At 67.9% G+C, this 19,514-nt stretch carries 17 protein-coding genes; 12 read left to right on the top strand and 5 right to left on the bottom strand.

What is annotated here, in order from left to right:
- The first annotated feature begins 71 nt into the window (after positions 1-71).
- The 3 genes from DZC73_RS00205 to DZC73_RS00195 are packed head-to-tail and all read left to right on the top strand — an operon-like array spanning position 72 to position 3,787.
- The gene (locus DZC73_RS00205; protein WP_235834934.1) at positions 72-2,354 is read left to right on the top strand and encodes an alpha,alpha-trehalose-phosphate synthase (UDP-forming); all 2,283 of its coding nucleotides are present in this window, start codon (positions 72-74) and stop codon (positions 2,352-2,354) included.
- On the top strand, positions 2,302-3,087 hold the full coding sequence (gene otsB, locus DZC73_RS00200; RefSeq protein WP_235834933.1) for a trehalose-phosphatase: 786 nt from the start codon (positions 2,302-2,304) through the stop codon (positions 3,085-3,087). Before DZC73_RS00205 ends, otsB begins: the two co-directional genes overlap by 53 nt.
- Positions 3,088-3,145: 58 nt before the next feature.
- A complete protein-coding gene (locus DZC73_RS00195) occupies positions 3,146-3,787 on the top strand; it encodes a tetratricopeptide repeat protein (RefSeq protein WP_124538195.1) in 642 nt (213 codons plus the stop codon).
- Positions 3,788-3,794: 7 nt separating this feature from the next.
- Here DZC73_RS00195 and DZC73_RS00190 read toward each other — a convergent pair whose 3' ends face one another.
- Together DZC73_RS00190 and DZC73_RS00185 are read right to left on the bottom strand one after the other, a co-directional pair.
- Positions 3,795-5,063: an HD-GYP domain-containing protein gene (locus tag DZC73_RS00190; protein ID WP_124538194.1), complete on the bottom strand. Its 1,269-nt coding sequence runs from the start codon at positions 5,061-5,063 to the stop codon at positions 3,795-3,797.
- 108 nt (positions 5,064-5,171) lie between these two features.
- Positions 5,172-6,311: a tetratricopeptide repeat protein gene (locus DZC73_RS00185; RefSeq protein WP_124538193.1), complete on the bottom strand. Its 1,140-nt coding sequence runs from the start codon at positions 6,309-6,311 to the stop codon at positions 5,172-5,174.
- Positions 6,312-6,400: 89 nt separating this feature from the next.
- Here DZC73_RS00185 and DZC73_RS00180 point away from each other — a divergent pair, with 89 nt between their 5' ends.
- Complete coding sequence (locus DZC73_RS00180) at positions 6,401-6,739, top strand: HNH endonuclease family protein (RefSeq protein ID WP_124538192.1); 339 nt, start codon at positions 6,401-6,403, stop codon at positions 6,737-6,739.
- A gap of 8 nt (positions 6,740-6,747) precedes the next feature.
- Here the strand turns inward: DZC73_RS00180 and DZC73_RS00175 are convergent, their stop codons facing one another.
- The gene (locus DZC73_RS00175) at positions 6,748-7,689 is read right to left on the bottom strand and encodes a LysR family transcriptional regulator (protein ID WP_161974399.1); all 942 of its coding nucleotides are present in this window, start codon (positions 7,687-7,689) and stop codon (positions 6,748-6,750) included.
- Between the two features lie 96 nt (positions 7,690-7,785).
- On the opposite strand from DZC73_RS00175, the gene DZC73_RS00170 reads away from it, so the two are divergent.
- A complete protein-coding gene (locus DZC73_RS00170; protein ID WP_124538190.1) occupies positions 7,786-9,123 on the top strand; it encodes an amidohydrolase in 1,338 nt (445 codons plus the stop codon).
- 134 nt (positions 9,124-9,257) lie between these two features.
- Positions 9,258-9,506 carry a hypothetical protein gene (locus DZC73_RS00165; RefSeq protein WP_124538189.1) on the top strand — a complete coding sequence of 83 codons (249 nt, stop codon included), beginning with the start codon at positions 9,258-9,260 and terminating at the stop codon, positions 9,504-9,506.
- Positions 9,507-9,535: 29 nt separating this feature from the next.
- On the opposite strand, the gene DZC73_RS00160 is transcribed toward DZC73_RS00165, so the two are convergent.
- Positions 9,536-9,898, bottom strand: coding sequence for a GFA family protein (locus tag DZC73_RS00160; RefSeq protein WP_124538188.1), 363 nt, complete (start codon positions 9,896-9,898; stop codon positions 9,536-9,538).
- A gap of 13 nt (positions 9,899-9,911) precedes the next feature.
- On the bottom strand, positions 9,912-11,906 hold the full coding sequence (locus DZC73_RS00155) for an acetoacetate--CoA ligase (RefSeq protein ID WP_124538187.1): 1,995 nt from the start codon (positions 11,904-11,906) through the stop codon (positions 9,912-9,914).
- A 129-nt stretch (positions 11,907-12,035) separates the two neighbouring features.
- Between DZC73_RS00155 and DZC73_RS00150 the strand changes: the two genes are divergently transcribed.
- From DZC73_RS00150 to lnt, 6 genes are all read left to right on the top strand, one after another.
- Positions 12,036-12,806 (top strand): SDR family NAD(P)-dependent oxidoreductase, encoded by a 771-nt coding sequence (locus tag DZC73_RS00150; protein ID WP_161974398.1) that lies wholly within the window; start codon positions 12,036-12,038, stop codon positions 12,804-12,806.
- A gap of 20 nt (positions 12,807-12,826) precedes the next feature.
- Positions 12,827-14,221, top strand: a complete 1,395-nt coding sequence (locus DZC73_RS00145; protein ID WP_124538185.1) for an SH3 domain-containing protein — start codon at positions 12,827-12,829, stop codon at positions 14,219-14,221.
- On the top strand, positions 14,218-14,922 hold the full coding sequence (locus DZC73_RS00140; protein ID WP_124538184.1) for an alpha/beta fold hydrolase: 705 nt from the start codon (positions 14,218-14,220) through the stop codon (positions 14,920-14,922). Before DZC73_RS00145 ends, DZC73_RS00140 begins: the two co-directional genes overlap by 4 nt.
- Before the next feature lie 225 nt (positions 14,923-15,147).
- Positions 15,148-16,290, top strand: a complete 1,143-nt coding sequence (locus tag DZC73_RS00135) for an SGNH/GDSL hydrolase family protein (RefSeq protein WP_124538183.1) — start codon at positions 15,148-15,150, stop codon at positions 16,288-16,290.
- Positions 16,291-16,404: 114 nt separating this feature from the next.
- A complete protein-coding gene (locus DZC73_RS00130; RefSeq protein WP_235834932.1) occupies positions 16,405-17,043 on the top strand; it encodes a hypothetical protein in 639 nt (212 codons plus the stop codon).
- On the top strand, positions 17,040-19,508 hold the full coding sequence (gene lnt / locus DZC73_RS00125) for an apolipoprotein N-acyltransferase (RefSeq protein ID WP_235834931.1): 2,469 nt from the start codon (positions 17,040-17,042) through the stop codon (positions 19,506-19,508). The genes DZC73_RS00130 and lnt overlap by 4 nt, the downstream gene beginning before the upstream one ends.
- The last annotated feature ends 6 nt before the right edge of the window (positions 19,509-19,514 follow it).

The raw sequence follows: 19,514 nt of genomic DNA, 5'->3' as shown, positions 1-19,514 counted from the left end.
CAGGCGCGCCGATTGCCCTTCACGATACGGCCGTCCAGGGCCTGAACGATTTCAATTGTCACAGCCGTCCCGTGAAAACACTTCGCTTACAACTTCGCTTCCTCATTCCGCTGCTGCTCACGCTCGTCGCGGCGGCCTATCTTGCGCTGCCGCTGATGGACCAGCTCACGCTGCGCTGGTTCGCGCGTGACCTGAACGCACGCGGCGAGCTGGTGGCCAACACGCTGTCCGATCCGGTCGGCGAGTCGCTGTTGCAGGACAACAAGCGGCGGCTGCAATCGCTCATCGACCGCGCCATCCAGGATGAACGCATGGTGGCCATCGGCTTGTGCACGCCAGACGGCACGATGCTCGTGCGCACCGCGCAATTCCCGAAGAGCCTGAGCTGCGCCAATGCCAGCGTGATCTCGCAGCAGCCCGAGCCGCGCCTGCGCATCGACGGCGGTCCGGTGCACGTGGGCGTGCATCCGGTGAACAACGAGACCGGTCGCGTGGCCGACCTCGTGCTGCTGCACGACCTGAGCTTCGTCGATCGGCGCAGCCTGGACACGCGGCGCTACCTCATCGTGCTCATCTCCTGCCTGGGCCTGGTGATGGCGCTCATCACCATGGTGGTGGCACAGCTGAGCTGGCGCGGCTGGGTGTCGGGCGTGCGGGCCATCATGCGCGGCGAAGGTCTGCTCAGCCCGATGCTGGCTCCGTCGGGCGGCAACAGCGCACCGCCGCCCGAGCTGGAACCCTTCGCTGCCGACTTGCGCGCACGGCTGCGCGACCTCGAAGACGAGTACCGCCGCGCGCAAGGCCCCGAGGCCGAGTGGAACCCCGAGCGATTGCGACAGCTGCTGCACACGCGCATGCGCGGCGACCAGGTCATCGTGGTGTCCAACCGCGAGCCCTACATCCACGAGAAGGAAGGCGAGCACGTGGTCGTCAAGCGCCCGGCCAGCGGCCTGGTGACGGCCGTGGAGCCGGTGATGCGCGCCTGCTCGGGCACCTGGATCGCGCACGGCAGCGGCAGCGGCGACAAGCTGGTGGTGGACTCGCGCGACCGCGTGCGCGTGCCCCCGGGCAAGGAGGAATACACCTTGCGCCGCCTGTGGCTCACGCCCGAGGAAGAGCAGGGCTACTACTACGGCTTCGCCAACGAAGGCCTGTGGCCGCTGTGCCACGTGGCCCACGTGCGGCCGGTGTTCCGAGAGAGCGACTGGGAGGCCTACAAGCACGTGAACCAGCGCTTCGCCGATGCCGTGGTGGCCGAGGCCCGCAGCGAAGACCCGATCGTGCTGGTGCAGGACTACCACTTCGCCCTGCTGCCCGCGATGATCCGCAAGCGGCTGCCGCGCGCCACCATCCTCACCTTCTGGCACATCCCCTGGCCCAACCCGGAGAGCTTCGGCATCTGCCCGTGGCGGCGCGAGATCCTGCAAGGCATGCTGGGCAGCACCATCCTCGGCTTCCACACGCGCTACCACTGCAAGAACTTCCTGGAGACGGTGGACCGCTACCTGGAGGCGCGCATCGAGCACGAGCATTCCACCATCTCGTTCCAGCAGGACACGACGCTCATCGAGGCCTACCCCATCTCCATCGAGTGGCCCACCGACACGATGGTGTCGCGCTGGCCCAGCGTGTCAGCCTGCCGAGCCAAGCTGATGGAGCGGCTGGACCTGCCGCACGATCACAAGGTGGCCGTGGGCGTGGACCGCTTCGACTACACCAAGGGCATCCTCGAACGGCTGCATGCGGTGGAGCGCATGCTGGAGAAGTACCCTGAGTGGATCGGCCGCTTCAGTTTCGTGCAGGTGGCCGCGCCGTCACGCAGTTCGCTGGAGGAATACAAGTCCTTCCAGGATCGCATCCATCGCGTCACTGCGCGCATCAACGAGCGCTTCGGCCACGCGGGCTATGCGCCGGTGCACCTGCTGGCCCAGCACTTCGGCCATGAGGCGGTGAACGAGCTGTACCGGGCTGCTGACGTATGCTTGGTGACCAGCCTGCATGACGGCATGAACCTCGTGTGCAAGGAGTTCGTGGCAGCGCGCGACGACGAACAGGGCGTGCTCATCCTCAGCCGCTTCGCAGGCGCCGCGCGCGAGATGCCCGAGGCGCTGATCGTCAATCCGTACCACGTGGAGGAGCTGGCCGATGCGCTGCTGCGCTCCATCACCATGCCGCCGGCCGAGCAGCGCGAGCGCATGGCCAGCCTGCGCATGACGGTGCGCGAGTTCAATGTCTACCGATGGGCGGGCCGCATGCTGGCCGATGCCGGTCGCACGCGGCTGCGCGAGCGCATCGAGGCCCGTGTTCAACGCCACCAGGACCACCACGCTGATGCGGCACCTCTTCTGCACTGAAGGCGAGGACGCGCTGCAGGCCGTGATGCGGCTCAAGCCGCTGCTGGCTTTCGACTTCGACGGGACGCTCGCGCCCATCGTCGAGCGGCCGGACGATGCACACGTGCCGGAAGCGGTGTCGTCGTCGCTCATGCGCCTGAGCGAGCTGCTGCCGGTGGCGGTCATCACCGGGCGCAGCGTGGCCGACGTGAAGCCGCGGCTGGGTTTTCATCCGCGCTACATCGTGGGCAACCATGGCGCGGAAGATCCGACGCTCGGTCCGCCATCGTCGGCCTCGCAGGCGCTGGATGCGATCCGCCAGCGCATCGAGCTGCGTGCGGATGGCCTCGGCCGTTGCGGCATCGAGGTGGAGGACAAGCAGTTCTCGATCGCGCTGCACTACCGCCGCGCACCCGACGCGGGCGCGGCGCTCGTGTGCATCGAAGACCTGCTGCAGGGCACGGAGCCCGTCAAGCGCTTCGGCGGCAAGTTCGTGGTCAACGTGATGGCGGTGGGCCTGCCCGACAAGGGGGATGCCCTCGCCACGCTGGTGCGGCGCGAGGGGGCGGGCGGCGCGGTCTTCGTGGGCGACGACGTCAACGACGAGGCGGTGTTCATGCGCGCCACGCCGCACTGGCTCACTGTGCGGGTGGGGCGCGACGACCCCTTGTCGCGGGCCATGTTCTTCCTGGACAGCGACAAGGAGCTGGTGCAGGTGCTGGAGCGGATGCTGAGCCTGGCCGTTGCCTCGTAGGCAGTGGCGTGCGCCAGGCGGCTACAGTGGCCGCCTGGCGACACAGGGAGGTGCCCGCATGAAGAACAAGGACGGCGTCGGCGCGGCGCTGGCGGCGGCAGCGGTGGTGTTGATGCTTGGGGGCTGGCTCCTGGCGCGTCCGGAAAAGAAGGCGCCGCCGGGAGCCGTTGCGCCGGCCGATCCTGCCAGCGCGGCGGTGCTGGCCAACCGCGTCGCCATGCACAGCTCCACCACCGCAGGCAAGGGGACACCGGCGGAGCTGGCGCTGTCGCTCGGCAATGCCTGCATGGAACGCGGCGACCCGGTGGCCGCGGAAGAGTTGTACCGGGCCGCGTTGGTCCAGGACCCCGGCCTGTCCATTCTGCATTCCGCGTTGGGTGCCAGCCTGCACCTGCAGAAGAAGTTCAGCGAGGCGGGCGCCAGCTACCGTCGAGCCCTCGAGCTCGATGCCACCAATCTCTCGGCACAGGTCGGCGTGGCAGGCATCGCCTCAGAGACCGGCCACCACGATGAAGCCGTGACCTTGTTCCAGAAGGCGCTGCAGCAGGCCCCGGACGAGCCGGTGGCGCTGTGGGGCCTGGCCGTGAACTACCAGTTGCTGCACGACCCCAGGGCGGCCGAGACTTTTCGGCGGTACCTGGTGGTGGCGCCGCCGTCCGACAAGACGGAGTACGCCAAGCGGCAGCTGGCGGTGCGGTAGCCCTGCCTCAGCCGCCCGTGGCCTCGGCGATGCCCTCGCACAGCGTGTTGAGCAGCGCTGCCTCGTCGTCGGCCAGCTGGCCCGCGCACAGCAGCGCCGCGCGCTGGATGGACCGCAGGCGGAACAGCAGTTCGTCCTCGATGGCCTGGACCTCGGCGGCATCCTGCGACGACACCGCCTCGGGGCTCCACAGACCGCTGGCGTTCCAGCCCAGGCGCAGCCGAGCGAGCAGGTGCTGCGCCAGCATCACCGCGGACTTGAACTTCTCTGACCGCGCCATCGGGATCAGGGCATTCGCGTTGCTTTGCGCGGACCGCAGCGCCTCGCCGATGGTCTCCAGCCGATTGCTCACCTCTTCGACGCTCATGGACGCCTGCAGCACCGGTTGAACGCGCGCCGCATGGGCGATGGGGCCGATCCACGCGAGGTCGTATTCGCCCGGCACGGCGCGCAGCGCCACGCTGGCATGCGACAGGTGGGCCTGCGGCTTGCGCAATGCCGCCAGCGTGCCTTCGGTGGCTGCCAGCATGCGGCCCAGCGGCGACACCTGGTCGCCCGCCAGGCAGTGCGGGTAGCCGGTGCCATCCAGCTTCTCATGGTGCTCGGCGATGGCGCGCGCCACGTCCGGCGGGTAGTTGGTGAGCTGCTCGATCAGCAGCTTGCCCACGTGCGGATGCACCACCAGCTGCTGGTAGCTGCGGACGTCCAGCGTGCGGTCGGCATCGGCCTCGCCGAAGTGCGGGTCGATGTACATCTCGCCCAGGTCGTGCAGCAGGCCGCACAGCATGGCCACGCGCAGGTCGCGCGTGCCGCCGCCATGGGCCAGCGTCAACGCGCCGCACAGCGCCATGGCCTGGATGGCGTGGTCGAAGGAGTCGGGCCGTGAGGCCTGGCCGGCCGTCAGCAGCAGTTGTGCGACGGGGTGCAGCGGCAGGTGCACCGCAGCATGCACGATGTCATCGGCATGCGGGGCGAGCAGCGGCTTGAGCGGCGTGTCCTGCTCCAGCAGCTGTTCCACGGCCACGAGCAGCTGGCGGGAGTTCACGCCATCTTCGGCGATCAGGCAGGCTTCCAGCGGCTGGCGCAGCTGCCGGTCCAGCAGCTTGCGCTGCAGCGCCTGCGACACCGGCTGGTCGCGCGCCCACAGCTTGATGCCGGAGACGTCGAAGATGTCGCGCGAGGCGATGATGGACTTGGTCTGGCTCGCGTCGAGGATGGTGGCCAACGCATGCGGGTTGGCGGTGAGGAAGCCGGCGCGTGGAGCGGGGGAGTTCATGGCAGTCTCCTGGGGGGCCAGGGCCCAACGACAGACCCTTGTTCTCGGGTTTTCGACGGGCCGCCAGGAGACTCAAGCGCGGAAGTGTGTCCAGGTGTGAGTGGGGAATCAATCGAAGCTGTCGCTACCCCCGCCGCCGGTGTCCGAACTGCCGCTGTCCCACCCACCGCCATCGCCCGACCCGCCGACGTCGATGCTGGGCGAGGAATCGCCGCGGTCGAAGTCCTCGATGGGCGTGTAGCCGCCGCTGCCACCACCGCCGCCACCGCTGTCACGGCGCTCATGCGCCTGCGCGCCGCCGCTCATCATGCTGCCCAGCACCACGCCGGCCGCCAGGCCGCCGAGTGCCGCGCCGGCGCCGCCGAATCCGCTGCCGCCCTGGTTGGGCACGCCCATGCCCATGTTCTGGTTGGCCATCTGCGCACTGCGCATGCGCTGCAGCTCCATCTCGCGCTCGGCCTCGATCTCGCTCGGCCGGCGTTCGCCGCGGGTCTCGGCGGCGATGTCGCGCACGCGGCGCCACAGGTCGATCGAGGGCTGCAGGTCATCGCGGGTGGCGAGCGTGGCCAGGTGGGCCTGCACGTCGCCCTGCGCGCGCATCACGCGGTCGGACATGGCGAGCTTTTGCTCCATCGTCAAGTCGCTGCGGGTGTCGATGAACTTGCCGGCGTCGCGCAGGTCGTTGAGCGCTTCCTCCAGCTTGCCCTTGATGGCCGCCTTGTCGCCGCTCATGCCTCGCGACTTGGCCGAGCGCACGGCCCAGAAGATGAACACGACCAGCACGATCAGGCCGATCCACAGCCAGCCGCTGCCGCCGGAGGACTTGGGTTCCTTGTACGGCGTGACCGGCGAGCGTTCCACCGTCGCGGGCATTGTCTGCTTGGGCGTCGGGTTGTCGATGCGGGGCGTGGGGGCTGGCGCCGGCTTGTCGAGTGCCGCTTCGAGCTTGGACAGCGAGGCCTTGTCGGAGGCGAACTTGAACTGCGGGTCCAGCTCCTTGGCGGCCGAGAGGTGCTTGCGCGCCTCGTCGAGCTGGTTCTCGCGGAACTTGACCTGCGCCTGCCAGTAGTGCGCGAGCGCGTTGTCGGGGTGCTTGGCCAGCACGTCGGTCAGGCGAGTGTCAGCCTGCGACCAGCGGCCGGCCTTCATGTCGGCCTGGATGTCTTCCTTGCTGCCTGCAAAAGCCGACATGGCCGCCACTGCGATGACCACGCTGACGATGATTCGGGACACGGACGATGTTTTCATGGCGCCTCCTATCTGGCGGTGACCTGTTCGATTGCAAGCGTACCCCAAGCCCGTGAAGGCAGAATCCGCGCCGAGGAGATGGAAGACCGATGGTCGTGAAACGGCGATTGCGCAATGCGCCTGCCTGGCATGTGGAACCGGAGGCGCCGGGCACCTGCCCCTTGTGCGGGCGTGAGCTGGTGCTGGGCGAGAGCGTGGACGAGCACCACCTGGTGCCCAAGAGCCAGGGCGGCACGGTGAAGGAGCAGATGCATCGCATCTGCCACCGGAAGATCCACGCCACCTTCACCGAGAAGGAACTGGCACGCAGCTACCACACCTGGCAGTCGCTGCGCGAGCATCCGGTGATGGTGGATTTCATCGAGTGGGTGAAGGACAAGCCGCCGGAGTTCTACCGGCGCAACGCGAGGTCGTCGGCGAAGCGGTAGGAACGCCGTCATGCATCCCGCGCGGCGGACGCCAGGCATTCCAGCACGCGGTTGGCGGTGAGGCCGATGGCATCGGGTCGAATCAGCGCGCCCACGGGGGGCATCGGCGCACGCAAGGGCAGCTTCAGTTCGACGAAGTGCTGCGCGCGGATGCCGTCCAGCACCGCGCTGCGCGGTGCCGGAAGCACGACATCGCCGGCTTCCAGCAGCGCCACGACCAGGGTGTTCACCACGGTCTGGATCTCGTGCTCGCGAGGCACCATGCGCGCGCGGCGGAAGGCGTCGTCGATGAGCGTGCGCACCGCGAAGCCGCGCGGCGGAAGAATCCATCGACTGTCCGCCAACTGCTTCAGGCTGACGCGGGGCAGGCCGGCCGCCGGATGCCGACGACCGGCCACCACCACCGCCTGGTCCTTCAGCAGGGGCACGAAGCGGTGGCCGAGAGGCACGCCCGCGGGCTTGCGCAGCAAGGCGATGTCCAGCGCGCCGTTGGCCAGGAGCTCCATCTGCCGCTCGATGGACTCATCCACGATCTCCACGCGAAGCCCTTGCTGCCGCAACGCAGGCAGGGCGAGCGACACGATGCCCGGCACCGCCGCGGCGATGACGCCGATGCGCACCGGCCGCTCGCCCGCCGCCGCGTTGGCCGCCAGCCCATCGGCTGCGACGCGCATCGATTCCATCACCGACCACGCATGCCCGATGAGCAAACCGCCGGCCGGCGTGGGCCGCATGCCTCGGGCGTGGCGCTCGAACAGGCGCGCATCGAGCAGGGATTCGATCTCGCGCAGCATCTGCGTGGCCGCCGGCTGACTGATGTGCACCTCCTCGGCTGCCAGGCGCAAGGTGGTGTGCACCGACAGCGACACCAGCAAGCGCAGGTGCTTCAATCGCAGGCGCGACAGCATGCGCTCGTGGATGACCGTCGAGCTCAGGGCAGTGGAAGCCATGGCATAAGCCCAGCTTATTGCCAGGCGCAAATTCGATTGGATTCGGATCATGCACCTTTCTAAGCTGTGCCGGGTTGCCACTTATTAATCCTTCCCATGCGAGTTGCCTTCCGTTGCCTCCCGACCCTGGCCGCCTTGGCTGCCGCGGCTTGTCCGGTCCTGGCGCAGACCGCAGCGCCCTCGGGTGCCGAATCCCTCTACCCGCTCATCGAGCAGCGCAGCAAGGCCATCGAGCCCCGGCTGATCGCCTGGCGGCGCGACATCCACCAGCACCCGGAGCTTGGCAACCAGGAGAAGCGCACTTCCGCGCTGGTGGCCAGGCATCTGCGATCGCTGGGCTACGAGGTGAAGGAAAACGTCGCGGTGACTGGCCTGGTGGCCGTGCTGCACGGCGGCAGGCCCGGCCCGGTCGTGGCGCTGCGTGCCGACATGGACGCGCTGCCGGTCAAGGAGCAGGTTGACGTGCCCTTCGCCTCCAGGTCCCGTGCGGTGTGGGACGGCAAGGAGGTGGACGTGATGCACGCCTGCGGCCACGATGGCCACGTCGCCATCCTCATGGCCGCGGCCGAACTCTTCGCGCAGATGAAGCCACAGTTGCAAGGCACCGTGAAGCTGCTGTTCCAGCCGGCCGAAGAGAAGCTGCCCAAGGCTGAAATCGGCGGCGCGCGGCGCATGCTGGCTGAAGGTGCCTTCGACGGTGACAAGCCCGACGTGGTGTTCGGGCTTCACCTCAGTTCGGGCCTGAACACCGGCGTCATCGGCTACAAGGCCGGGCCCATCACCGCCAGCTCGGACAACTTCCAGGTGAGCGTGAAGGGCCGGCAGACGCACGGCTCCATGCCCTGGGCCGGCGTCGATCCCATCGTGATCGGTTCGGAGATCGTGATGGGTTTCCAGACCATTGCGAGCCGCCAGGTGAATGTGACCAAGGAGCCGTCGGTGCTGACCGTGGGCACCTTCAACGCCGGCAGCCGCAGCAACATCATTCCCGACGGCGCCGAGATGAGCGGCACGCTGCGCACCTATGACGACCAGATGCGCACCTTCATCATGAAGCGCATGGACGAGACGGCTCAGCACATCGCACTGAGCGGTGGCGGCCAGGCGCATGTGCACTTCGATGAAGACGGTTATGCCGCCACGGTGAACGACCCTGCGCTGACGGCGCGCATGGCGCCCAGCTTGCAGCGCGTGCCCGGCGCGAAGGCGGTGGTGGTGCCCAAGGCCACGGCAGGCGAGGACTTCTCCTTCTTTGCGCAAAAGGTGCCAGGCCTGTTCGTGTTCATCGGCGCCACGCCGCCGGGGCAGGACGCAGACAAGGCCGAGCCCAACCACTCGCCGCGCTTCAACCCCGACGAGGCCAGCCTGCTGGTGGGCGTGAGGACGCTGGCGCACCTCACGGTGGACTACATGGCCAGCGCCCAGGCAAGGTAGGCGCATTCCTTCTCCCTAGATCGACGCCTGCTCCTTCCTTGCATGCGCACTGCACGGCGCCTAAGGTTGCTGGGACGCCGCTGCTTGCCTGCGTCGGCTGTCACCGTGCAATGTCATCAACAGGGAGAGAAGCCATGGCTGACGCATCTTCGGAACTGGAACGCATGCTGGAGTTGTGGAAGGCGATTCACGGCGGTTGCTGGCCCGGACCGCCGCCGGACAGGAAGCTGAACGCACTCGTCAATGAAGTGGTGAGCGGGTTCGCGCTGTTGAACATGGCCCATGCCTTCAACGATGCCGCGGTCGCCAAGCAGGTCCAGTCCATCGCAGTGGAGAGCCTGAACAAGTCCTTGCCCGCGGTGCAGCACGCGATTGCCCGCTAGCCTTCGCTTCTTGCTGCGCTTGGGTGGGCCTACTCGTCCAGGTAAGTCCAGGTGTCCGCGCCGTCGAATCGGCGGATGCGGACATCGCCGATGTCCTTCGGATCGAAGTTGCGGATGTTCACCGCCATGCGCGGATGCTCATTCGGGTCCAGCGGCTCCCAGTGCGTGACGCAACCGCAGGTCTTGCAGCGGCAGGTGCGCAGCGTCTTGTCGCCCCAGACGTAGCCCTCGGTGTTCTCCGGGTGGCCGCCGATGCGCACGGTGCCGTACGCGTAGTAACCCCACAACCCGCCCACGCGGCGGCACAGAGAGCAGTTGCAGTTGGTGACGGCCTTGGGGGCTTCGGGAATCTCGATGGTGACGGCGCCGCAGTGGCAGGTGGTGGTGAGCATGTGCGTGTCGTGGTCAGTGTGAAAGATGAGCCTTGGCACGCGCTTCGTACCAGGGCAGGCATTGCGGGTTCGCCATGGCGTCGCGGTTCACGACCTTGTCCATGGGCTGGCCGAGGAAGGCCTTCTTGATCGGCACCTCCTGCTTCTTGCCTGACAGCGTGCGTGGAATCTCCGGCGCCTGCACGATCTCGTCGGGCACGAATCGCGGTGACACCGCGGTGCGGATCGCATCGCGGATGCGGCCGAGCAGCGCGTCGTCCAGCGACAGGCCTTCGCGCAGTGCGACGAAGAGCGACATCCAGCTGTCGCGGCCGAGGTATTCGAGGTCGATGACCAGCGAATCGAGCACCTCGGGCAGCGCCTCCACGGCAGAGTAGATCTCGCTCGTGCCCAGCCGCAGTCCGTGGCGGTTGATGGTCGCGTCGCTGCGGCCGTAGATGGTGCAGCCGCCGTCCTCGTCGATCTTCAGCCAGTCGCCGTGGCGCCACACACCGGGGTACACATCGAAGTAGCTCGACAGGTAGCGGGCATGGCCTTCGTCGCCCCAGAAGTACAGCGGCATGGACGGCAGGGGCTGGGTGCAGACCAGTTCGCCCACTTCGCCAATGACGGGCTGGCCCTGTTCGTTCCAGGCTTCCACGGCGCAGCCGAGTTCGCGGCACTGCATGCGCCCGACGGTGTGCGGCAGTTCGCGGTGGCCGCCGATGAACGCGCCGCAGAAATCGGTGCCGCCGGAGATGTTGTTCCACCAGATGTCCGGTGTGCCGATGCGCTCGAACTGCGCCGTGCCCCAGCGCTGCACCTCCTCCGACAGCGGCGAGCCGGTGGAGCCCAGTGCGCGGATGCGCGAGAGGTCGCCGCAGGACGCGAGGTCCACGCCGGCCTTCATGCAGTTGGCATAGAAGGCCGCGCCGCTGCCCAGCACGGTGACGCGGTGCCGCGCGGCGAAGCGCCACAGCACGGTCCAGTCGGGCTGGTCTTTCGAGCCGCCGGGGCTGCCGTCGAAGATGCAGATGGTGCTGCCCGAGGCCAGCCCGCCCACCTGCGCGTTCCACATCACCCAGCCGGTGGAGCTGTACCAGTGGTAGCGCTCGCCGAAATTGTTGGCGCTGTAGCTCGCGCCCAGGTCGTTGTGCTTGCCCAGCGCCGCCATGGCCATGAGGATGCCGCCGTGCCCGTGCACGAGGGCCTTGGGCAGCCCGGTGGTGCCGCTGGAATAGACGATCCACAACGGGTGGTCGAAGGGCAGCCATTCGGGCTCGAAGGCATCGGTGGCTGCGTCATGGCGGGCCATCGCATCGGCCAGGCTGAGCGCCCCGTCGATGCTGCGGCTGACATGGGGCGACTCCATCACCAGCAGGTGCCTGACGCTGGGCAGGGCATCGCGCAGCGCTTCGACTGCGGCGGTGCGGTCGATCGTCCGGCCCGCGTAGAACACGCCGTCGGCCGCGATCAGCACGCGCGGCTCGATCTGCCGGAAGCGGTCCACCACCGCCGCCGCGCCCATGTCCGGTGCGGTCACGCTCCAGACGGCGCCGATGGACGCGCAGGCGAGGAAGGCGACGATGGTCTCGGGCACGTTGGGCATGCATGCGGCCACGCGGTCGCCGCGCTGCACGCCCAGCGCCTTCAACTCCAAGGCCAGCGAGGCGACCTGCCGCTTCAGCTCGGGCCAGCTCGTTTCACGCACGCGGCCGAGCTCGTTGTCACTGACGATGGCGGGCATGCCCGCCGCATGCGCCGGTGCCACATGCCGCAACACCCGCTGCGCGAAGTTCACCTGGGCCCCGGGGAACCACACCGCGCCCGGCATGTGGCGCTCGGCGAGCACGGCGGTGTACGGCGTGGGCGATTGCATCTGCTCCGAATCCCAGATGCTCTGCCAGAAGGCGTCCAGCTCGGTCACCGACCATCGCCACAGCGCGTCGTAGCTGTCGAACTGCAGGCCGCGCTGCTCGCGCAGCCAGTCCTGGTACAGGCGGATCTGGGGAACGAAAGGTGCCTTCATGGACCGCAAGCTTCGGCGCAGACGCCCGTGCGGTCAATGCCTTGCGGGACACCGAGTCTTCCCAATCGGCCCCCAATCGGCGACCATGGCCCTTTCGATACGGGCGAGACCGATGGGACGACTGGATTCATGACCCGCGCCGCTGACGCGTTCAAGGATCGCACGGCGATCGTGACCGGCGCGGCGTCGGGCATCGGCCTGGCGCTGACCCGGGCCTTGCTGAAGGCCGGCGCCCGGGTGCTGATGGCCGACATCAATGCGCCTGCCCTGACCCGCGCGGTCGAGAGCCTGTCGGTGCATGCGCCGCAGCTGCAGCATGCGGCGGTGGACGTGACCGATGCCGAGGCGGTGCAACTGCTCATCGACTTCGGCGTCGCCCGCATGGGCCGCATCGACTACATGTTCAACAACGCCGGCATCAGCGGCATGCCGCCGGTGGCGCAGGCGACGCTGGGCGACTGGCAGCGCATCGTGGACGTGAACCTGGGCGGCGTCATCAACGGCGTGCACGCGGTGCTGCCGGTGATGCGAAGGCAGCGCGGCGGGCACATCGTGAACACCGCCTCCATCGCCGGCATCATGCCGGTGCCGGGCATGGTGCTGTACGCCACCACCAAGCACGCGGTGGTCGGGCTGTCCGAAAGCCTCAGGCTGGAGATGCTGCCCGAGAACATCTTCGTGAGCGTGGCCTGCCCGGGCGCGGTGGCCACCGGCATCTGGGGCAAGCAGGATGTGCCCAGGAGTGCCTTGCCTGCCGACGTGGCTGCCGATGAAATCCTGCGCGGCGTCGTGAAGCGCGACGGCATCATCGTCTTTCCCGGGCGGCTGCGGCGCGGCTGGAAGTTGTACCGCTGGTTCCCGAGGAAGATGGACAAGGTGCTGATGAAGATGGCGCGGTGAAGCGGTGAAGCGGTGAATGCATGTTGACGCAATTCCGGAATGCCCGCGCGGTCCTGGCCGGCCTCGCGCTTGTGGGGGCGCTGGCGCTGCCGGCCCAGGCCGTTCCGCGCAACCAGCACCGGATCGTCGCTGGTTCCATCGTGAACCTGCGATCGTCGGCCGATGACAAGTCCGAGGTGCTGGCCCGCGTGCCCATCGCCACCCGGGTCGAGCTGCTCTCCACCGAGGGCACCTGGTGCCGTGTCCGGGTGCCGCGAAGCGCACTGACCACCGGCGAGGCCACCGGCTTCATGGCCTGCGACCTGCTGCGGATCCATGGCTATTCGGCCGACGAGATTCTCGGGATGACGGCCTCAACGTCGGGCCGGGTGCACCGCGACCGCAGCTGGGGACCGGTCACCAGTGAAGACTACGCGGCCTGGGCGATGGCCAACGAGCGCGCCTTCTGGTTCTCGCCGTCGCTGCGCTGGCTGTTCAACGTCGATGCTGCCTACCGTTCCCGGGCGCAATTGGCCGGGCAGGACATGCGGGAGGCGTCGCACTGGGCGACCCTGCCGATGCGGCGATTGTTCGAACGCGGCTTCTCGACCTCCGGTTTCACGCCCACGCGCTTGACCGTCATGTCCGAGCCCGAGCCCTGGGGCTTGGGGTCCGACGGCGCGGCGCTGGTGCGAGCGCTGATCGCGGAAGTGGTTCGCGACCATCCGCGGACGGCGACCGAATCCTCGTTCTTCCACGAGAGAAACGAACTCGCGGCCGTCGTGGGGGGCGTCTTCATGGCGCGAAGCGAGGATGATCGCCAACTCCTGGCTCGCAGCCAGGCAGCGGATGACCTCGCGGATTGGGCGCTCACCAATCTGTCGGTCACCGTGCGTGGAAGCTTCGCTGCGCCCATCGGCCTGCGGCCTGGCGCGCAAGCCGCGGCCGACACCTTCGGCCGGATCGAGCTCGACTTCCAGGACCTGCAGGCCAATGCCATCACTGAATCCGGAACAGTGCAAATGCGGGTCGACAAGATGTCCTTCGGGTCAGTGGATGCCTGCGCCTCACCGGGCTTCAACGTGGTCCTGTCGGGCAAGCGCACGGGGGCGATGCCGCAGATGCTGGTGCTGACGCGCGAGCCGGTATCGCCTGGTGTGCGTGCCGTGCGCAGAAGCTCCGCCGTTTCCAGGATTGGGAGCCTCACGCTGACGGAGGTCTGGACGGCGGACCTCGACGCGGACGGCATTCCGGACCTGATGACGGTCGTTGCGACTTTGCCGGTGGGCGAGTTGCCCACGGCCGGTCCCGGGCCGCGCATGCACAAGCGCGGGTACCGTGCCTGGATGCTGGCCAACATTGACCACCAGTGGGTGAAGGTCGCCGAGTCCGTCCAGTGGCAGTGCGATGGCGAAACCCAGGTTCTCAGCGGATGACGGACAAGCCAGCAAAGCCGACGCTGGTGTTGTTGCCCGGAATGGACGGTACCGGTGAACTGTTCCAGCCGTTGCTGGCGGCGATCAAGGACGACTGGCCCGTTTGTGTCGTCCGCTATCCGTGCGAAGAACCGAAGACCTTCGACGAACTCGTCGAATACACACGATCGTTGCTGCCCGATGGGCCACTGGTCCTTCTCGGGGAGTCGTTCTCGGGGCCGGTCGCCGCATCCCTTGCCGCCGGATTGGGCCGTCGCTTGAAGGCGCTCATCTTCGTTGCAAGCTTCATCCGATGTCCACGGCCGAAGCTGTCTTCATTGGCCTTTCTGGTGAGCCTCGTGAATGTGAAGCTGGCTGCCCGGATGGCGCCGCTGCTTCTGCTCGGCCGGAATACCGCGCCCGAACTGCGCCAGGCGGTCCGCATGGCCGTGGGGCGGATCACCTCTCGGGTCTTGCAGTCGCGGCTGAGGCAGGTGGCGATCGTCGACGCCACACCGAGTTGCACAAGCATCGAGTGTCCGACGCTGTACCTGCAGGCAGCAAATGACAGGCTGGTGCCGGCTTCCGCAGGCCTTGCCGTCCAAATGGTCATTCCAGGTGCTCGGATTGTCCGGTTGAAAGCACCGCACGGGCTGCTCCAGACCCGACCGGAAGAGGCTTGGCGCGAGATGCATGGGTTCATCGCTTCACCTTGCGCCTAGCAGGGTCTCACGATCCCGTCATCACCGCCCGGCATCGTGCACGTGACCCAGCGAGCCATTTCATTGGCTTTGCGCGCCATCACGCCATGCGGCGAGGGATTCCCCCCAATGCACGCGTGAGGTGCGCCTCTAGCCTTCACCGGCTCTGCCCCCGCACTCCGGCAACACCGTGCGGCCTGGCGTTTCTGTTTTCCCACCGCAAACCACAAGGCCAAGGAGACACAGATGAGGAGTTGGATTCCCGCATTCGCGCACAAGGCGCATCACATCACGGGAGGCACCAGCTCCCGATTCCGCACGGCGCTGCGCACCCTGCTGCCCACGCTGGCTCTGGCGGCTCTCGGCTCGCAGGCCGTGGCCAACACGCTGACCCAGAACGTGTCGTGGACCATCGACCGCGCAGGCACGTCGACGAAGTACCGCATCGTGGCCTACGGCGACTCGATCTACGCCGGCTACAACGGCTCCATCCTCAACGCGGCGAAGTACTCCGCGCCCACGGTGGATGGCGAATACCTCTCGGCGCTCTGGAATGCCGACATCGAGAGCGTGCGCCGCGCCAAGTCCGGCGCGGTGGCTTCGGATGTCTACAACAACAAGATCGTGGCCGAGAAGTCGTACATGCAGGCGAGCTCCACCCGCGTGGTGACCTTCGAGATGTGCGGCAACGACGGCCTGCAGGCACGTTCGGCCTTCAAGAGCCAGACCGGCACCTGCGACTACTCCGGCATGAACACGGCCGTGAGCAACTGCAAGACCTACGTCGCCGCGGCGATGGACTTCATCAACGCCAATGCCTACGCCGGCACCAAGGTGAAGATCATCTCGAACCTGCACTACCCCGGCTACGCGGCCGACAACGTGCAGAGCTCGTGCAAGGACGCGTCCACCGGCGCCACCGTGAACCTGCAGGAGAAATTCCTGCCCAAGCTCGCCACCATCAACTACTGGATGTGCGAGTACGCGCGGCAGAAAGGCTTCCAGTGCACCGACAACTTCGCGCAGTACATGGGCGCGGACTACGACAGCAACGGTGACGGGCAGGTCGACTCGGAGGCTTTGCGCTACGTCGCCGGTGAAAGCGAGTCGAGCTACGTGACGCGCATCACCTCGACGCTGCGCTCGACCATCCGTGACGCCAACACGCACTTCGTGTCGGCGGGCACCAGCTACGACTACATCCAGTCGGACGACACGCACCCGACCTACACGGGCGGCACCGTCACCGCGGGATTGTTCGGCGGCACCACCGGCTCGGGCGCACCGCGCTACACCTCGTTCACCGGCGGCAAGAGTCCGATCTGGAACCAGTACGGGCACGAACGCATGGGCTGGGCGGTGTCCACGTCCAACCCGCCGTCGCCCTGAGTGGCTCAGCGCTGTACCGTGGACGGACCGCGCCGTTCCAGTCCTGCGCCGGCTGATGAAGCGGGCGCAGGACGGCCATGGGCGCCGTCTTTCGGGTACCTGGCCATCGCGGCGGTGATCGTCGCGAGCGGCCTGGTGTGGTGGGCGATGTCGTCCACCTCGTCGCCTGCAGCGGCTGCAGACGATGCTTCCGCGCAGCTTCCGTCGCCCGCGGCATCCGGCAGCACGGCCCCCACTGCACCGGTGCTGGCGTTCGCTGCATCGAGCGTGGTGCAGCCTGCCCCCATGCGTCCCACGCCCGCGGCCAGCGAGAGCGAGCCCCGCACGGTGCAGCAGGTGACGCCCCAGCGCGACCCCTACGGCGACCAGACGCCGGACATCTCCGACTACATCAACAAGGGCGAGAAACCGACCATGGGCGAGGTGATCGACCGGCTGCACCGCGCAGGTGTCTACACCGGGCTCGGCGCGTTCTCTCCACCGGGCACGCGACCGCCGCTGATGGGCATCGCGGTGCCCGAAGGCTTCGTGCTTCCCGAAGGCTACGTGCGCCACTACCAGGCGACCGACGACGGGCAACGCATTGAACCCATCCTCATGTTCGCGCCCGGCTTCCAGCTCCATGACGCAGCGAACCGGCCCATTGCGATGCCCAAGGACCGCGTGGTGCCGCCGGAGCTGGCGCCGCCGGGCATGCCCATTCGGCGCATCGCGATTCCAGCGCCGATCGAATCCGGAGGGCCTGGGCGTTGAATGCTTCCACCTTCTTCGCCAAGCCTGGCGTTCGGATGATGTCGGGCGTGCTCGCCAGTGCATTGGTGGCGAGCCTGTATGCACGTGGTGGAGTCGCCTGGGTGCTCGGTTTCGTGGCGCTCGTGCCCTGGCTTCGAACGCTGGACGCGACGCGGACGATGGCCGGCGCATTGCTCAGCGGCTATGCGATGTCGGTGGCTTTCACGCTGGCCGTGTTCGGCTGGTTCGGCAGCGCGATCGGGAACTACACGCAGCTCGGATCGGCCACGGGCCTGGTGGTGCTGCTCGTCGCCGCGCCGCTGTTCCAACCCCAGTTCATCGTCTTCGCGTTCGTGCGGCAGTGGGCTGCGCGCTGGCATGGTGCTGCGGTTTGCGCCTTGGCCGGCGCGGCGGCGTGGGTCGCGGCCGAGTGGTGCATGCCGAAGATGCTCGGCGACACCCTGGCCTACGGGCTGTATCCATCGAAGCTGCTGCGCCAGGCGGCGGACGTGGGCGGCGCGGCAGGGCTCACGTTCGCGATGTTGCTGGCCAATGAAAGTGTGCGTGCTGCGTTGGCTCACCGAGGCGATGGCCTGCGAGCCATGGCTCGGCCGCTCGCATTGGCAGCGCTGGTGCCCGCGTTGCTGGCGGGCTATGGCTTGGCGACGCTGTCGTCTGCCCCCGCCGCATCGGGCAAGCCGCTGCGCATGGGGCTCGTGCAATCGAACATCGTCGACTACGAACGCCTGCGCCGCGAGAAGGGCGCGGGTGCCGTGGTGCGCGAGGTGCTGGACACGCACTACGCCATGAGCCACGACGCCGTCGAGCGCCAGCACGCGGATGCGGTGCTGTGGTCCGAGACGGTGTACCCGACGACCTTCGGCCATCCCAAGAGCGAGGCGGGTGCTGAGCTGGACCGCGAGATCCTGGGCATCGTCAATGCGGCCAATGTGCCGTTCGTGTTCGGCACCTACGACCGCGACGATGCGGGCGAGTACAACGCCGCCGCCTTCGTCGTGCCGGGCTCCGGCCTGCTGGGTTTCTATCGCAAGACGCGCCTGTTCCCGCTCACCGAATACGTGCCTGCGTGGCTCGACGGGCCGGTCTTCCGGCGCTGGTTCCCCTGGACCGGTTCGTGGCAGCCCGGCACGGGCGCGCGCGTGTTCCCGCTGCGCCTGCGCGACGGGCGCGAGATCCCGGTGCTGCCGCTGATCTGCCTGGATGACATGGATGCCGCCCTCGCCATCGATGGTGCACGGCTGGGCGGGCAGGCCATCCTCACGCTGTCGAACGATTCGTGGTTCAGCGACGATCCGCTGGGCGCCGAGCTGCACCAGGCGGCTGCAGCGTTCCGCAGCATCGAGACGCGATTGCCGCAGTTCCGCGTCACGTCGAACGGCTACAGCGGCGTGATCGACGCGACGGGCACCGTGATCGCCGCGACGCGCATGGGCGAGCGCACGCTGGTGATCGGCGACGTGCCGGTGCGCGAAGCGCCCCGCACCTTGATGCTGATGTGGGGCGATTGGGTTGGAAAGGCCAGCGCAGTCTTCCTTCTGCTGCTGGCCCTGACGACGCTCCTGCGGTGCTGGCACGAGCGCGTCGCGCAGGAAGCGCCTGGGCTGGCCGCGCAGGCGCTTCCTGCCAGCGTGGCCATTTTGCCGGCTGCGGCCCGCATCACCACGGCTGTGCTGCGTGTCTTCTCCCGAGGCAGCTTGCTGTGGATGGTCGCGGCGGTGCTCCTCGGCGATGGCGTGCTGCAGGCGAACCCGCTGGCGCAGATCCGCATGTTTGCGGCCTTGTTCCTCGCCCCCGAAGCCGCCGCATGGTTCGTGCTGCTGGCGTTCTCCGCGCGAGCGTCCATCGATGGCGGCGCACTGGTGTTGGCGCGCGGCTCGCGCAGGCTGGAACTGCCCATTGGCGACATCGCCTCCGCCGACGCGTGGCGCCTGCCCATTCCGGGGCCGGGTGTTTCGCTGAGATTGAACGACGGTCGGCGCTGGCGTTACGGGCTGGCACACCATGACCCGCTGGCGCTGGCACAAGCCTTGGCTGACGCCGTTGGTGCCCCATCGCCTCAGGCCAGGCCGTCCCGCGCGAGCGCCTACGCGCAGGCACGCGAGGCCGTCCACCGGGGCTTGCTCGACCGGCCGTTGGCGAAGTTCATCGTGCTGCCGCTGATGCTCACCATCCCGGCCTTTCGCCTGCACCAGCACATCGCCTACGGCGGCAGCTTCGGCGAATACCAGGCCTTCGGGCTGAGTGCCTACCTGACCACTTTCGCGCTGTGGTGGGCCGGCTGGGTGATCGGCGTGGTGCTGTGCGCCGCAGCACTGCGCGCGGCCATCGAAGCGGGGACGATGGCGGCCGTGATGTTGCGGCCAGCCCAGGTCATCGGCATGCGGCGGTGGCTGGAACGGCTCGGTACCGTGGCGCTCTACCTGGGCCTGCCGTCGTGGCTGCTGATGCGCATCGTGGCGAGCTGAAGCCCG

The organism is Rhizobacter terrae, from assembly GCF_003852895.1.
GTDB classification, from domain to species: Bacteria; Pseudomonadota; Gammaproteobacteria; order Burkholderiales; family Burkholderiaceae_C; genus Albitalea; species Albitalea terrae.
The sequence above is the reverse complement of the archived record's forward strand: the minus strand, read 5'-3'. Positions and strand labels throughout refer to the sequence as shown.